Consider the following 15014-nt stretch of genomic DNA (forward strand, 5'->3'; position numbering starts at 1 on the left):
CCCGGTCTCCTACTCTTCCTCGCTTCCCACCACTACCCTCGCAACGTCCACGACTTTGTCGCCCTCGTCAAGTTGAATCAGCTTCACTCCCTGAGTGTTACGGCCCATCACGGACACCCCGCGTATGGGAAGACGGATTATCACGCCCTTGGCGGTGATTATCATGAGCTCGTCGTCGTCTCCCACTTGCTTCAGGCACTTGACCGGGCCGTTTCGAGGCGTATTCTTCACGGTGATTATTCCCTTCCCGCCGCGCCCGGTGAGACGATACTCGTCAATCGGACTCCTCTTACCGTATCCGTTTTCTGTGACAACGAGAAGCGTGCCCTCGCCGGTCACGGATAGCATCGAGACGACCCCGTCATTCTTATCAAGCCAGACGCCTCTAACGCCGCCAGCGGTTCTTCCCATGGATCTCACTTGCTTCTCGTGAAATCTGATCGCCTTCCCCTGCCTCTTCGCGAGAATCATGTCCTGACTGCCGTCCGTAATCCGGGCGTCAATCACGCTGTCTTCTTCGTCGAGGCCGATGGCGATGATGCCGTCCCTCCGAGGATTCCCGTAGGCTGAAAGAACGGTCTTCTTAATCATGCCCTTTCGCGTCGCGATGACAAGATGGTGAGTGTCGTCGAATTCTTTGGTCCAGACAAAAGCCGCCATTCGCTCTTCCTTCCCAAGCTGAATCATGTTCACGATGGGCTTGCCCCTCGAAAGCCGGCCGGCCTGAGGTATTTCGTGAACCTTGATCCAGTAGCAGCGTCCCTTGTCGGTGAGAAATAGAATGTAGGTGTGCGTGGAGGCAATGAAGAGGTGTTCGATAAAATCTTCCTCTTTCGTGGCCGCGCCCGTGATTCCCCTGCCTCCGCGTTTCTGTCGCCTGTAAGTACTTACTGGCAGCCTCTTGATATACCCGGAATGGGAAATGGTGATGACCATGTCTTCTTCGGCGATCAGGTCTTCGACGTCGAACTCGTCGACCGCCGCCATGATTTCCGTGCGTCTTTCATCCGCATGATTCTTCCTGAGCTCGAGGACCTCGTTCTTGATTATTTCCATTATCTTCCTCGCGCTCCCCAGGATGCCCCTGAGCTTCTCGATCAGCTTGATGACTTCTATGTACTCGTCCTCGATCTTTTTCCTCTCGAGACCCGTCAGTCTCTGGAGTCTCATGTCGAGAATGGCCTGGGCCTGTATCTCGGAGAGCTTGAATTTCTGCATCAGGCCCTGCCGCGCAGTATCAACGTCGGGGGATTTCTTGATGAGCGCGATTATCTCGTCGATGTGATCGAGCGCTATCTTGAGGCCCTCCAGAATGTGGGCCCGCTTCTCGGCCTCGTCCAAGTCAAACTGGGTCCTTCGTTTCACGACTTCCTGGCGGTGCTCGATGTAGAGGCCTATCATCTCGCGCAACGTGAGAACCCTGGGCCGGTTCTTGACAAGCGCAATCATGTTCGCGCCAAACGTGCTCTGTAGCTGGGTGTGCTTGAAGAGTTGGTTCAACACGACGTGAGGCTGCGCGTCTTTCTTGAGCTCGATCAGGATTCTCATTCCGTCCCTGTCCGACTCGTCCCTCACGTCCGAGATTCCCGTTATCTTGCCCTCTCGCACGAGCTCGGCGACCTTCTCCAGAACGGCGGACTTATTTACCTGGTAAGGTATCTCGTTTATGATGATGAATTCCCTGCCGCTCTTCTCCTGCGTCTCGATCTTAGCCCTGGCCCTCACTATGATGAGGCCCTTACCGTTGAGGTAGCAGTCCCTGATCCCCTGCCGGCCGTAGATTATCCCGCCCGTCGGGAAGTCGGGCCCTTCCACGATAGCGAGAAGCTCTTCAGGGGGCACATCGGGTTCTTCAATGACTTTCACGATCGCGTCGCATATTTCCCCGAGATTGTGCGGAGGGATATTCGTGGCCATTCCGACGGCGATGCCGGACGCGCCGTTCACGAGGAGATTGGGAACGAGAGCAGGGAGAACCACGGGCTCTTGCCTGGTCTCGTCGTAGTTCGGCTTGAAATCGACCGTGTTCTTTTCTATGTCGCGCAGCATCTCCTCGGCGACCAGCGTGAGTCGCGCCTCGGTGTAACGCTCTGCCGCTGCGGCGTCGCCGTCCACGGAACCGAAGTTGCCCTGGCCGTTCACGAGGGGATAACGCATCGAGAAATCCTGAGCCAGCCTTACCATGGTCTCGTATACGGCCACCGTGCCGTGCGGGTGATAGTTGCCGGTCACGTCGCCGGTGATCTTTGCGGACTTCCTGTAAGCGTGATCGTGGAGAAGGTTCAGGTCCCTCATGGCTACGAGCACGCGCCTCTGAACCGGCTTCAGCCCGTCTCTCATGTCCGGAAGCGCCCTCGAAACGATGACGCTCATCGCATAGTCGATGTACGAGCTTTTCATCTCGTCTTCAATGTAGACGGCTCTTACTCTTTCCTTATGAGGGTTCATGTCGCATTCCCCCGTCCCCCTATCTTCCACTTCGTGCGCCGGCGCCCCCGTCTTTCCCGAAGGACGGCGCGCGTCCGAGCCCTCTCCCTAAATGTCAAGGTTTCGTACGAGGAGGGCATTCTCTTCTATGAACTTCCTGCGTGGCTCTACGGCGTCGCTCATCAGAATCGTGAAGATTCTGTCGGCTTCTACGGCGTCTTCGAGCGTCACTTTCAAGAACACACGGGATTCCGGGTCCATCGTCGTGCGCCAGAGCTGCTCGGGGTTCATCTCGCCGAGCCCCTTGTAGCGCTGGAGACTTATGCCCTTCCTCCCGATTTTGTTCAAAACGGAATCTCTCTCTTTGTCGTCGTACGCATAGAGCTCCTGCTTCCCCTTCTTGATTCTGTACAGGGGAGGCTGGGCTATGTAGATGTAGCCCCTCGTGATCAACTCCTTCATGTATCTGTAAAAGAAGGTCAAGAGAAGCGTGCGGATGTGAGCGCCGTCAACGTCCGCATCGGTCATTATGACGATCTTGTGATAGCGCGTCTTGTCCCCGTTGAACTCCTCACCGATTCCCGTGCCCAGAGCCGTGATGAGTGTGCGGATCTCCTCGTTTGAGAGTATCTTGTCCAGGCGCGCTTTCTCCACGTTGAGGATCTTCCCCTTGAGCGGGAGTATCGCCTGGAATCGCCTGTCCCTACCCTGCTTGGCCGAACCGCCGGCGGAGTCCCCTTCCACGAGGTAGAGTTCACAGATTGATGGGTCCCTGGCAGAACAATCGGCCAGCTTTCCCGGGAGCGAACCGCTGTCGAGCACGCTCTTTCGTCTTGCGAGCTCTCTGGCCTTTCTTGCAGCTTCGCGAGCCCTGGAGGCGGCAATGCATTTCTCGATCATTTTTCGCGCCACCGAGGGGTTTTCTTCAAAGACCTCGGTGAGGCCGTCTCCCACTATCGACTCGACCACACCCTTGACTTCGCTGTTGCCGAGCTTGCTCTTCGTCTGCCCCTCGAACTGCGGATCTCGAAGCTTCACGCTCAGCACCGCCGTGAGTCCCTCGCGCACGTCTTCGCCCGAGAGTGAGACGTCCGAATTCTTTGCGAGGCCCTCTTTCTGGACGTAGTTGTTGATTGTTCTTGTCAGTGCCGCCTTGAACCCGATGAGATGAGTTCCGCCCTCGACCGTGTTTATGTTGTTCACGTAGGTGAATATGTTTTCAAGATAAGAGTCGTTGTACTGGAGGGCGATTTCGACCTCGACGCCTTCCCGCGTCTTGCAGAAATAGACCGGCTTTGGATGAAGCACGTTCTTGTTTTCGTTGAGGAATTTCACGAACGAAACCACTCCGCCGTCGTACTTGAAGACGTGGCTCTTGCCGGTATTCTCGTCGTTGAGATCGATCTTGACGCCCTTGTTCAGAAACGCCAGCTCCCTGAGCCTCTGGGAGAGCGTGTCAAAGCTGAATTCGATCGATTCGAATATCTGTTTGTCGGGCTTGAAGGTTATGGTCGTACCGTTGGTCTTGGACTTGCCTGTCTCTTTGAGCTTGCTCACGGTCTTGCCGCGCTCGTAGCGCTGGTGGTAGATCTTGCCGTCTCGCGCAACCTCCACTTCCAGCCACTCGGAGAGGGCGTTGACAACGGACACGCCCACGCCGTGCAGTCCGCCAGACACTCTGTACGACTCCGCATCGAACTTGCCGCCCGAGTGAAGCGTCGTCATCACGACTTCAACGGCCGGGAGTTTTTGCGCTTGGTGAAGGTCGACAGGGATGCCGCGGCCGTTGTCCACGACCGTGACGCTGTTGTCCTTCTTCACGATAACCGAGATGGCGGTGCAGAACCCGGCGAGCACCTCGTCAATGCTGTTGTCCACGACCTCGTACACCAGGTGATGAAGTCCGGGGGCGCCGGTACTGCCTATGTACATACTGGGCCTCTTTCTTACACCATCGAGACCCTTCAAAACCTGTATTTTTTTCGCGTCGTAGCTATGTTCCTTTTGCACCACTTCCACTTCCTCTTCTGAATCGGTCCGCAAGCTCTCAGCCCCCTCTCAGCGTGCGAGGGAAAAGACAATGTCTTCTATGACCCTCTCCCCTAGCCTTGCATTGAGCCTTCTAAGAATCTCCTCCTTCATGAAAGAAAGCTCGTGCATCCAGATGGTAGTAGCAACCTGGACGAAGAGCTTTGAATCCCGATAGGTCACCGGCCTTGTATTCGCGGCTATGCGCGGTCCCACAACCTCCCCCCACACATCTAGAACGCTCCACCCTAAAACCCTTCTGTCAAGCTCGAGCTTCTTCAGAAGTCCTTCGAGAGACTGCGCAATGTGCTCCATCCGGGATCTACTCCGTTAATCTCAACGGCATGATCAGACAGAGCAAATCCTCTCCTTCCTCTTTCTGGGCCGGCTCAACGAGACCGGCCGTAAGAGGCGTGTTGAGGGAGAAGTTGACCTCATCACAATCCATACTCTTGAGAATGTCAAGAATGTAGTTGGCATTGTAACCGACGTCCAGCTCCTCGCCCTCAAGCGTCGCGGGCACGGTCTCCTGGGCTTCGCCAATGTCTGCCGTGCTCACGCTGAGATTCACCCTGTCCCTGCGGAGGGAAAACTTGATCTGGTGAGTGACGTTATCTGAAAGTATGGAGACTCTCTTTATTGCGGCCATGAGCTCTTCCCTGTTCACTGTGAGCTTCTTGTTCGTCTCTTTCGGAATCACCTGTTCGTAATTGGGAAACGGACCTTCGAGCACCCTGGAACATATCACCGTTTCCCCGATCTCAGCCATGATGTAGCTCTTGCTTAGAGCAATCTCTATGTCCCCGCCTTCCTCCGGAATCAGTCTCACAATTTGTCTGACGGCCTTGGGGGGAAGAACCACCTCAGATTTCTCTTTGACAAAGCTTCCCGAGAAGGACGCCTTGGCAAGTCTGTGGCCGTCGGTCGCCACCATCCGGAGCTCGTTCGTCAGCAGTTGAAGAAAAACGCCGTTGAGAACGGGTCTGCTCTCGTCAGTGGACGCCGCGTAAAGACACCGTCTGTCACCCGTTCTGAGGATTTTGGACGGAAGGGTGAATCTCAGTTCCGACTTGAAGGCCGGCATCTTTGGAAAATCAACCGACTCCATGCCCATTATGCCGAATTTTCCACGCTTGCACTCCAGCTTCACCCGAAAATCTTCCACTGCCACTCTGACTTCATCCGTTGGCAATTCCTTGACTATGTCGGCAAAACGTTTGGCCGGAATGCAGACGGAACCCTCCTGGGAGACTTCGCACGCGACCCTCGCGGAAATGGACATGTCCAAATCAGTCGAGGTCGCCATCAGGAGGTTTTCTTTGGTTTCAAGCAGCACGGTCGACAGTACGGGAAGAGTGCTCTTGGGAGGAACCACGCTTATCACCCTGTTCATGAGCAGCGCAAGTTCCGGCCTCATGATCGTGAATCTCATCTTACCCCTCCATAAGAACTAACCCAAACAAAGACAGACTCAGCTACATCTGCAGGGTGGTCGTTTGTCCTCAGTAGTGTTTGAAAAAGAGTCCTTCAAAAGCCGAGAAGCAGACCCCCAGGATTGGCCCAATTAAGAGTGGTTTAGTGTGTTGCAAAAACAACAGTTTTCTTGGGTTGAGTATATGAAAGACAACGTTCCTTTTCAAGGCAAAAAGTGACGTTCTCTGGTTACGACGAACATCAGACCGGAGGTTTAATGTTACTGCAACACCCCAAAAACCAAGTATCCAAAGAATGCCAAAAAAACCAATTTGTAAGAGTCCCAAAAACCCAAAATTCTGAAAGAACAAAAACCAAAATGTTAGAGACCGGCCGAGACGTTTATATACATCTTTTTATACTTCTACATACTTTATATCTAAAGATAGTTGAATATGTAGGGGACGTAAAATGTGTTAATCAACGATACATTCTCTCCTAATTGTTTATAAGACAATTGGTTATCAATTGATGTGTTGTTGGTTTGTTTCTGAATAATCCCGGGGTTTTGTCTGTTTTCTGCACATGTTAGACACTGGTTTCCTTTTTCCCCAGGATGCCCACAGCCAGTTCACTGGTTTCTTCACAAGAGACACAATCGGGCGGCAAGGTCTCAAACCTTCACGGGGGAGCACAGAAAAGAGGATACGAGGGCAATGATTCTATCGATCGTTTCTCTAACAGTTTTGTCAGAGTCCAACAGCTTTTCAATCTTATCGCACGCGTAGAGCACCGTTGTGTGGTCCCTGTTGCCAAACCTTGTGCCAATGTCGGCGAGAGAAAAATCCGTCATCTTGCGGCAGACATACATCGCAATCTGCCTAGGAAACACAATGGAGCTTGTCCGCCTTTTTCCCTTTATGGCCTCAACAGGCAATCTGAAATAATCCGCCACCGTCTTCTGAATGTCATCGATCCGCAGGCTTCTTTCGGGAGTCTTTATGAGTTCCTTGAGAACTTCCTTTGCAAAGGCGCACGTGAGTTCCGACGACGGGATGGAGGCGAGCGATGCAAACGCCAGCAGCCTGAGGAGCGATCCCTCCAACTCACGAATGTTTGATTTGATGTGCGAGGCGATGAGAAGAGCCACGTCGTCCGGCAACCGTACGTGTTCTACCTCTCCCTTTTTCTGAAGGATGGCGATTCTTGTCTCCAGGTCGGGCGGCTGAATGTCTGTAACGAGTCCGCCATTGAAACGCGAGATCAACCGCTCTTCCAGCATGTGGATTTCCTTCGGGGGCCTATCGCTCGTTACGACTATTTGTTTCTGGGCATCGTAAAGCGAGTTAAAAGTGTGGAAGAACTCTTCCTGGGTGCTCTCTTTGCCGGCCAGGAATTGCACGTCGTCTATCAAGAGCATGTCCGCACTGCGGTATTTTCTCTTGAACTCCATGGTGCGTCCGTGCTGGATCGCGTCGATCATCTCGTTCATGAATTTCTCTGATGAAACGTAGTACACCCTGCTGGTCGGCCTTTCGCCCCTTATGTAATGACCTATGGCCTGCATTATGTGCGTCTTTCCAAGCCCCACGCCGCCGTAGATGAACATTGGGTTGTACACGACGGCAGGTTTTTCGGCAACCGCCAAACAGGCAGCGTGCGTCATCTGATTACTGCTGCCGACTACGAACGTGGCAAAAGTGAAGCGAGGATTGAGTTGGCTCTCATCAAACGCGACCGAGGAGCGTTTGTGTGCGGGGGCTCCAATGCGTTCAGCTTTTCTGAGCGCGCGGTTCTCTTCCTCGGGTGCTATGCAGAAAGAGATGCGCAGGGGCGACCCGGCGACCGCTCTTGCAGCCTCCTCGATGGCGGACAAGTAGTGCTGCTCAATCCAGTCGGCGCAGAAGGAATTGGGTACCTGGATGAGCATTCGCCCATCAGTCATTGACTTGGGCTGCACGGGCTTAAGCCAGGTCTGAAAGCTCTGCTCGTTTATCTTGCCGTGGAGCAATTCACAGACTTTGCCCCAAAAGTGCTGGACCTCGGGAGTTTCCAACGGAAATTATCCTCAGCAATCAACAACTAATTCACAAGGCATTCCACATAGGCACGCCAAGTTAAATATCGAATTCACACCAAATGCGGAAGAGGCGCCCAAGTTGTCCACATTCATCCACAGGTCAATTTGCCTGATTTTGGGCACACTAATAGCACGCTTCGCGCAAATGGTAAACTCTCGACCTGCCAGGCAGGAATCTGAAGTCACGCAAAGAAGCAAAAGCTGTGCGAGAAACCCGGCATCGCAGAGGAAAGCCGAGAGAAAGAAGAGCATCGGCACTGAGAACAACGAATCTCTGTCTGATGCGTGGGGATGTTAGCACAACGCACAAGTGCGCGCAAGAGAAAACCTTCACGACACAAAAGACTGTTTTGAGCGCGCGGCGAGCGGTCCCACACTGAAAAGTTGGCGCCCGGCGCGGCATCAATTCCGCGCATGCGAGATCGCACTCCATTCGTGCTGAGTACTAGTTTGACAAGAGCGGTCCGAGAACGTATGCTCTCGGCGATTTCGTTTCCTTGGCGAGGGCGCTCCGGGGTACCCCGAGGGCCCGTGTCGAGACTTCCGAGTCAACGTTTCCGGTTTCGCGGGAGATGACAAAAATGCAACTCAACTCCTTCTTGCTCTCGAACAAGAATCTCCGGTTTCGGATCGTCATCCTTGCTTTGGGCCTCGCGCTGGGCCTCGCGCTTTCTCTGTCGGGAGCACAAGCGGCCCCGTCAGGGGCCGAGCGCGACACCTGCGACACGCGCCTCACCATTCTCTCTATCACGGACTTACATGGAGCACTTCTTTCCGAAGACAAAGACTTCGCTACGGGGAAACCCGTTGGCGGAGCAGCCGTGGTGGGCGCCTACATAGAGGCCGAGAGAGACAGCTCGACGGGGCCGGTACTTGTTCTCGCGAGCGGTGACATGATGCAGGGTTCGGCGATTTCGAACCTGAGCATGGGGGAGGCGGTGATCGAGTTCATGAACCGGCTCGGTTTCGAAGCCTGCGCGGTCGGCAATCACGAATTCGATTGGGGTGTGGATGTGCTCAAGGAGCGGATCAAACAGGCGAAGTTTCCTTTTCTGGTCGCGAACATTTTCTCCGGCTCCGGGTCAAAGAGACCGAATTGGGCCGTCCCCTACACCGTGGTTCAAAAAGGGAATCTCAAGATCGGAATCATCGGCGTGATTACCGAAGACGCCCCGGTCGTCATCAATCCGAAGAGTATCGAGGGCCTCAGGTTCGATCGCCCCGACTCGCTGGTAAACAAGCTCGCGGCGCAGCTTCGACATGAAGGAGTAAACGTCATAATAGTCCTGGCGCACACCGGGGGGACCCAAGAGGAAAACGGCACGGTCACGGGTCCCATTGCAGGCTTTGCCTCGAAACTCGAGGGCGTTGACGCGGTTTTGGGTGGACACAGCCACACCGTTGTCTCGGGCACAGTGAATTCGATTCCCGTAGTCATCGCCGGCGCGAACGGCGTGCGGCTTGGGATTGTGCGGCTTCGGGTCGACGTGTGCGAGGGAGGGAGCTCTCTCCTCGAGGAGACGGTCAAGCCCACCTTTGCCGAGGATGTGGAGCCGGACCAAGCGGTCGCGTGTATGATCGAATCTTACCGGGAGAAGCTTGCGAGTCAATTGGACAGGGTGGTCGCCATCGCGTCCGGCCCGATCGTGAGGGGCCGCCAGGAAAGCGCCCTGGGGGACCTCGTCTGCGATATCATGCGGAGTGCGGTTGGAGCGGCAGTGGCCTACCAAAACTCGGGCGGAGTCAGGGCCGACCTGGATGAAGGGCCCATCACGGGAGGGGAAATATACAGAATCATGCCCTTCGACAATACGATTGTTACGATGTATCTTACCGGCGCACAAGTGAAAGAGGCGCTCGAGCAGGGCACGACAGAAAGAGGAGTAGTGCAGGTTTCGGGAATACACTACACCTACAAGCCGGGCAATCCTTCCGGCCAGAGGATACAATCCGTGACGCTGGAAGACGGAAAGCCTATCTCTCCCAAGAAGCTTTATCTGGTTGCCACCAATGACTTCATGGCAAACGGCGGCGATAGATTCACGGTTTTCAAGGCAGGAAAGAAGATACGTAACACCCAGCTTCTGGTACGGGACGCCGTAATATCCTGGATGGAGGCGCGCAACAAGGCTGGCGAGAAGATCGCGTCTCCCAAGTTGGGAAGAGCTGAGATGGTTCAGTAGAACGTGTGAGTGCAGTGGGTGGCAGAGCAAAGACAGTCGCTGCTGCGGCGAGAGCTGGACTTCTTCACCAGGGAGTGACTTCGGAGGTACAATGAACGAGAAGGCAACCACTCACGAGAGAATCAAGGTGTTTGTCAACGGGAAGCAGTTGTCTATTTCGCCGACGTTCTCCGTGAGGCACGCCCTGCTTGCCTATGACGAAGATGCCCTCGCTGATGTCATAGGGGGCGAAGCCTACGTCGCCGACGCCAGGGGCAACGAGGTGGGCCTGGACGGTGCCCTCTTCGACGGGATGCGGCTGTACGTCAAGAGCGTCGAAGTGGAGTAACGGGCGCGACGACCCTAGAGAAGCGGGAGGCATGCCAACACACGTATCTTAACCCTTCCACATCACAAAATCAACTACTTCTTGCTCGCTATTGTCTTGACAATTCTGGAAGATTTCGGGTAATATAATCACAACAGGCTAACAGCAACAGGCACTCACTCTGCATCTACTCTGGCTCGGCTTAGGGGGGTTGTCATGACCCGGCGATTGGCTTTTTTCGCGCTGACAGGTGTTTGCGTCGCGTTCCTTTTTTTGGCGGGCTGTTCGGAATCAACGAAACCTCGAACGCGAGAGCGTGAGAGCCTCGTTGCCCGAAACACTCCTGAAAATGTTCTGAAGGATCTGAGGATAATCTACAGCGTCATGGACGATGACGTGAGCACTCCCGAGGACGCTCATTCCCTTGCCCTCAAGTACAGAGAGCTCTTTCATCCCGATTTCAAGTTTTACTTTGTGCCTGGCGACACCCCACCCGGCTTCCCCATGGGCTGGTGGGGCAGGTTTGATGAAACGGCCGCTTTCGACAGCATGATGGTTTACAGGGCGGCCGGGCAACTAACCGACGTGAAACTCAGTTGGAGCCCCGCGGCCCCCGACTCCGACAACAGGGTAGACCCAGATACTCAGCTTCCTCTTCACCCCGACTGGATGTACATAAACGTAGCCTCTGTCCTTCTCGATCTCGTTGCAGGCCAGTTTACCTATAGAGTCTCTAACGGCATGGCTGATTTCTGGTTTGCACCCGATCCCGCAGACACCACTTTGTGGGTAATTGCGGAATGGCAGGACCGGCAGGCCCCATAGAGACCGGCGCTCGGCGCGAGTAGCGCTTAAGTGCCGACCGGATTACCTGCGCCGCGCCGCCCCGCCCCAGACGTCCCCTTCCCCGACACTTTCGCTCCGGAGAGAGCCCGTTGTCATTAAAGTCTTGACTCTGACTCCCCGCGTTCCATAGAATCCTCCTGGCTTGGGCTGCGTAACTTGCCGGCGTTGTGAGCGGGTCACTCGCAGCCTCCGACTTAGCACCGGCTAGGCTCGTGTGCGGCATCGCGCGCAAGATCGCTTCACTGCCCGGCCAAATCTTTTTTCAGAATATTGCTTGCCGTTCCTGCTCGACGGCAGACGCTACCGGAGGTTTCTCTTGAAAAGAACGTTTCAACCCCACAACAAACCGAGAAAGAAGACGCACGGCTTTCGCAAGAGAATGAGTACGTCTCAGGGGAGGAAGGTGCTCAACAGGCGACGGGCGAAAGGCCGAAAGCGCGTCTCCGTCTAGCCGTGTCTCCGCCCTGTCTCTAACGAAAAGCCCCGATGAATAAAGTCAATGAGAGCTTTCCGCGCAAAGAAGGCCTTCGAGGCAAGAAGACCTTTGAGAGGGTTTACAGAAACGGCAAGGTTTATCAAACGCGGAGCATAGTGCTGTTTTGCCTAAGAGAAGACGTGGAGGGAAGGAAAGCGGCATTCGTCACAAGCAAGAAGCTGGGCAAGGCGGTCGCTCGGAATCGAATACGCAGACGATTTCGCGAGGCGTACAGAAGAATGAAGGTCGGCCTACCGGACAACGTATATCTTATCTTTGTGGGCCGCAAGGGAATAGGAGAGTTGGAATGGGATAACCTGTTGGCCGAAATGGCAGCCATCCTTGGGAAAGCCGGCCTCAGGTCATCGTAGATTGGTGACTCGAAGCTCTCTGTCTGGGGAATCGTGAAACAAAGTATCTTGTTGCTTCTTAGAGGATATAGGGTCCTTATCTCGCCAATCTTTCCTCCTAGTTGCAGGTTCTATCCTAGCTGTTCAGATTACACGTCTCAAGCCGTGAGCAAGTACGGCGCCGGCAAGGGAGTCTGGTTGGGACTCAAGCGACTCCTGAGGTGTCACCCATTTGACCCGGGCGGCATCGACGAACTAAACTAGCCCGCATCTTACGAGAAAGAAGAGGTTCATCGGATGGACAGAAGAACACTTCTCGCGCTGGCTCTCACAGCAATGGCAGTCATGATATTTCAGGTACTGTACTTTGCGCCAGCCGAGAAAGCGGCCTACGCAAAGAAGCAAAAGGCGCTTCTGGCCCAGCGAGCTGCAGACTCGCTCGGAATGGGAGCGAGTGAAGTTTCGGATACGACTGCGATTGGGATCTCGAGTTCGATTGGTGCCGGCGCAGGAATTCCCAACGGTAACATCGCCGCGGAGGCACAGGGCCAAGTGCCGGTATCCGGCGCCCTTCCCGCCGGTGGCTTCGTGAACGTAGCGGGCGCGACCCTGCAAGACATAACGGTTGAAACGGATCTCTACGAGGCCACGTTTAGCTCGCGAGGCGGCACGCTTACTGCGATGAAGCTCAAGCGATTCGTCGCCGGGAAGGATGGCGAACCGGTCAACCTCGTGCGCGACCCCGAGAAGGGTGAAATCGGGCTCGTGCTTAAGTCTCAGAAGGGACAGCTCGATCTCAGTTCGACGGTTTTCTCGGTGAGCGACAGCCTGGATGCCAAGACCGGCAGGATAAGAAGACTTACTTTTCTTGCGGTTGACGACGCAGGGGCGTCGGTCAGAAAGACGTTCATTTTCAAGGATGGCAGCTACGTAGTGGGTCTCGAAATAGAGCTGCGCGGAATCTCCTCTCAGCAAGAGAAACTCGAGTGCCTGGTCGGCTGGCGCGGAGGACTTTCTCTCACGGAAACAAACATGAAAGAGGAGCTTCGTAGCCTTGCCACGGTCTCTCTCCTCGGTACCGAGATGTTCCGGGACGACATCGGTTCCTTCAAGAAAGTCGCGCTCAAGGAGCACTCCGGCAGCGTCAGATGGACCGCCGTCAGAAGCAGGTATTTCATTGCCGCGTTCATACCCCCGGAGGGGACGGTCTCCACGGTCCTGAGTTTTGGCGATCCACAGAAGGATCTCTCCGGTGCGTTACTTGCGATTCCCCTCTCTGCAAGCGGAGTGACGCAGACCGCTCTCACGCTTTACCTTGGACCACTTGATTTGTGGAAAGTCAAGGCGCTGGGCGTGGGGCTTGACCGCACCGTCAACTTGGGCTGGAACTGGATAAGACCCGTCAGCCAGAGCATTCTCTGGTTCCTCGTCGAGTCTCACAAATTGCTTCCCAACTACGGCCTGGTTATTATCCTCCTCTCGGCGTTGACGAAGATTCTTTTCTATCCGCTCACGAGAAGCAGCACGAAGTCGATGCGAGAAATGCAGAAGCTACAGCCTGAAATCCAGAAGCTGCGGGAGAAGTTAAAGAAGGATCCCCAGAAGCTCAACAAGGAGGTGATGGGGCTTTACAAGAAGCACAAGGTCAATCCATTGGGCGGGTGCCTTCCCCTTCTATTGCAGATGCCGGTTTTCATCGCACTCTACAACGTGTTGATGAGCTCGATCGAGATGAGAAGAGCGAATTTTGTGTGGTGGATTACCGATCTTTCGTCGGCCGACACCGTAGCAGTCGTAAGTGGAGTGGCAATACACGTGTTGCCACTCATCATGGGCGCGAGCATGTTCTGGCAGCAGAAGATGACGCCCACGGACCCGCGGCAGGCGGCGATGACCTATTTCATGCCTGTTTTGATGATCGTTTTCTTTTACAGCCTTCCTTCGGGCCTTGTTCTCTACTGGACAGCGAACAACTTCATGACGATCGCGCAACAATATATGATGCAAAGAGGTGAAAAGAACAAGCAAGCGCTGGAACTTGTCGCCGATGAGCACGGGGCGCCGGCAGTCCAGCCCGCCAGTTGAGGGTCTGTTATCCGAGGATTGGAAGTCAATCGAATCTCAATCACGATGGCTGGTTCAACCAGATCCCAATCAGGTGTGTGACGGCCACATCTGACTCAATACTTTCCCGCTGCCGCCAAGAAAGGGAGTGGATTTTCATGGACGAACATCTGGCCAATTGCATCGAGACAGAAGGCAAGACAGTGGATGACGCAGTAAAGAACGCAATTTCGAGATTGGGCGTGCAAGACAACGACGTCGAGATAGAAGTGTTGGACGAAGGGAGCCGCGGTGTTTTCAACATACTGGGCACCAGGCAGGCTCGCGTGCGCGTTCGGCTCAAGACTCCACCCGCGCTGCCCATGGAGCCCGCGGAGGTCGTCAAGGGCCTCATTTCAATAATGGGGTTCGACGCACCCGTGCATTCCTCCGAGGCTGAGGATGCGACCGTCGTCACGATCGGTTCGACGGGCGCGGACGGTCTTCTTATCGGCAAGAGGGGCGAGACGCTGGAGTGCCTTCAACACATCGTGAGCAAGATGCTGAACCGTGGCGCCACGGAGGACTGGAAACACGTGGTGGTGGACGTCGGTGACTACAGGAAGCGCAGAGAGTCCCAGCTTGTCAAGCTCGCGCGTTCGATGGCCGAGCGCGTGCAGGCAACAAGAGAAGAGTTTGTCACGGAACCCCTTAAAGCCTCCGAGAGGCGCGTTATCCACGTCACCCTGAAGGACAGCCCGACCGTCAAGTCCTTTGCAGTCGGCGAGGGCCTTGTGAAGCGAGTGGTGATTGCAGTGAAGGAAGCCGGCCAAACCTGATTCACACACTCGATCGCTCCGCC

Annotated in this window: 13 protein-coding genes; 8 read left to right on the plus strand and 5 right to left on the minus strand. The window is 54.9% G+C overall.

Annotated elements, in window-relative coordinates:
- Positions 1-9: 9 nt before the first annotated feature.
- The 5 genes from gyrA to dnaA all read right to left on the minus strand — a co-directional run bounded on the left by gyrA (position 10) and on the right by dnaA (position 7924).
- Entirely contained in the window at positions 10-2448 is a 2439-nt protein-coding gene (gyrA, locus tag NTX17_08145; GenBank protein ID MCX5801340.1) for a DNA gyrase subunit A, read from the minus strand.
- A gap of 87 nt (positions 2449-2535) precedes the next feature.
- Complete coding sequence (gene gyrB / locus NTX17_08150) at positions 2536-4440, minus strand: DNA topoisomerase (ATP-hydrolyzing) subunit B (GenBank protein MCX5801341.1); 1905 nt, start codon at positions 4438-4440, stop codon at positions 2536-2538.
- Between the two features lie 45 nt (positions 4441-4485).
- Positions 4486-4770 (minus strand): DUF721 domain-containing protein, encoded by a 285-nt coding sequence (locus tag NTX17_08155; protein MCX5801342.1) that lies wholly within the window; start codon positions 4768-4770, stop codon positions 4486-4488.
- Between the two features lie 7 nt (positions 4771-4777).
- Positions 4778-5887, minus strand: coding sequence for a DNA polymerase III subunit beta (dnaN, locus tag NTX17_08160; GenBank protein ID MCX5801343.1), 1110 nt, complete (start codon positions 5885-5887; stop codon positions 4778-4780).
- 654 nt (positions 5888-6541) lie between these two features.
- Entirely contained in the window at positions 6542-7924 is a 1383-nt protein-coding gene (gene dnaA / locus NTX17_08165; protein MCX5801344.1) for a chromosomal replication initiator protein DnaA, read from the minus strand.
- A 605-nt stretch (positions 7925-8529) separates the two neighbouring features.
- Between dnaA and NTX17_08170 the strand changes: the two genes are divergently transcribed.
- The 8 genes from NTX17_08170 to NTX17_08205 all read left to right on the plus strand — a co-directional run bounded on the left by NTX17_08170 (position 8530) and on the right by NTX17_08205 (position 14991).
- Positions 8530-10131 carry a 5'-nucleotidase C-terminal domain-containing protein gene (locus NTX17_08170; protein MCX5801345.1) on the plus strand — a complete coding sequence of 534 codons (1602 nt, stop codon included), beginning with the start codon at positions 8530-8532 and terminating at the stop codon, positions 10129-10131.
- A 91-nt stretch (positions 10132-10222) separates the two neighbouring features.
- On the plus strand, positions 10223-10459 hold the full coding sequence (locus tag NTX17_08175; GenBank protein MCX5801346.1) for a hypothetical protein: 237 nt from the start codon (positions 10223-10225) through the stop codon (positions 10457-10459).
- Between the two features lie 195 nt (positions 10460-10654).
- Entirely contained in the window at positions 10655-11263 is a 609-nt protein-coding gene (locus NTX17_08180; protein ID MCX5801347.1) for a hypothetical protein, read from the plus strand.
- 337 nt (positions 11264-11600) lie between these two features.
- Positions 11601-11735 carry a 50S ribosomal protein L34 gene (gene rpmH, locus NTX17_08185; GenBank protein MCX5801348.1) on the plus strand — a complete coding sequence of 45 codons (135 nt, stop codon included), beginning with the start codon at positions 11601-11603 and terminating at the stop codon, positions 11733-11735.
- A 35-nt stretch (positions 11736-11770) separates the two neighbouring features.
- Positions 11771-12130: a ribonuclease P protein component gene (gene rnpA / locus NTX17_08190; protein MCX5801349.1), complete on the plus strand. Its 360-nt coding sequence runs from the start codon at positions 11771-11773 to the stop codon at positions 12128-12130.
- 33 nt (positions 12131-12163) lie between these two features.
- Complete coding sequence (yidD, locus tag NTX17_08195; protein ID MCX5801350.1) at positions 12164-12373, plus strand: membrane protein insertion efficiency factor YidD; 210 nt, start codon at positions 12164-12166, stop codon at positions 12371-12373.
- 33 nt (positions 12374-12406) lie between these two features.
- On the plus strand, positions 12407-14194 hold the full coding sequence (gene yidC, locus NTX17_08200) for a membrane protein insertase YidC (protein ID MCX5801351.1): 1788 nt from the start codon (positions 12407-12409) through the stop codon (positions 14192-14194).
- A 137-nt stretch (positions 14195-14331) separates the two neighbouring features.
- The gene (locus NTX17_08205; GenBank protein MCX5801352.1) at positions 14332-14991 is read left to right on the plus strand and encodes a protein jag; all 660 of its coding nucleotides are present in this window, start codon (positions 14332-14334) and stop codon (positions 14989-14991) included.
- The last annotated feature ends 23 nt before the right edge of the window (positions 14992-15014 follow it).

Source organism: Candidatus Eisenbacteria bacterium, from assembly GCA_026388185.1.
In the GTDB taxonomy this organism is placed as follows: Bacteria; Eisenbacteria; RBG-16-71-46; order JAFGJU01; family JAFGJU01; genus JAPLKG01.

Coding starts and splice junctions, on each gene's coding strand:
- dnaN (MCX5801343.1), bottom strand. CDS start 5,887: ATGAGATTCACGATCATGAGGCCGGAACTTGCGCTGCTCATGAACAGG.
- NTX17_08205 (MCX5801352.1), top strand. CDS start 14,332: ATGGACGAACATCTGGCCAATTGCATCGAGACAGAAGGCAAGACAGTG.
- NTX17_08170 (MCX5801345.1), top strand. CDS start 8,530: ATGCAACTCAACTCCTTCTTGCTCTCGAACAAGAATCTCCGGTTTCGG.
- gyrA (MCX5801340.1), bottom strand. CDS start 2,448: ATGAACCCTCATAAGGAAAGAGTAAGAGCCGTCTACATTGAAGACGAG.
- NTX17_08175 (MCX5801346.1), top strand. CDS start 10,223: ATGAACGAGAAGGCAACCACTCACGAGAGAATCAAGGTGTTTGTCAAC.
- yidC (MCX5801351.1), top strand. CDS start 12,407: ATGGACAGAAGAACACTTCTCGCGCTGGCTCTCACAGCAATGGCAGTC.
- NTX17_08155 (MCX5801342.1), bottom strand. CDS start 4,770: ATGGAGCACATTGCGCAGTCTCTCGAAGGACTTCTGAAGAAGCTCGAG.
- NTX17_08180 (MCX5801347.1), top strand. CDS start 10,655: ATGACCCGGCGATTGGCTTTTTTCGCGCTGACAGGTGTTTGCGTCGCG.
- rnpA (MCX5801349.1), top strand. CDS start 11,771: ATGAATAAAGTCAATGAGAGCTTTCCGCGCAAAGAAGGCCTTCGAGGC.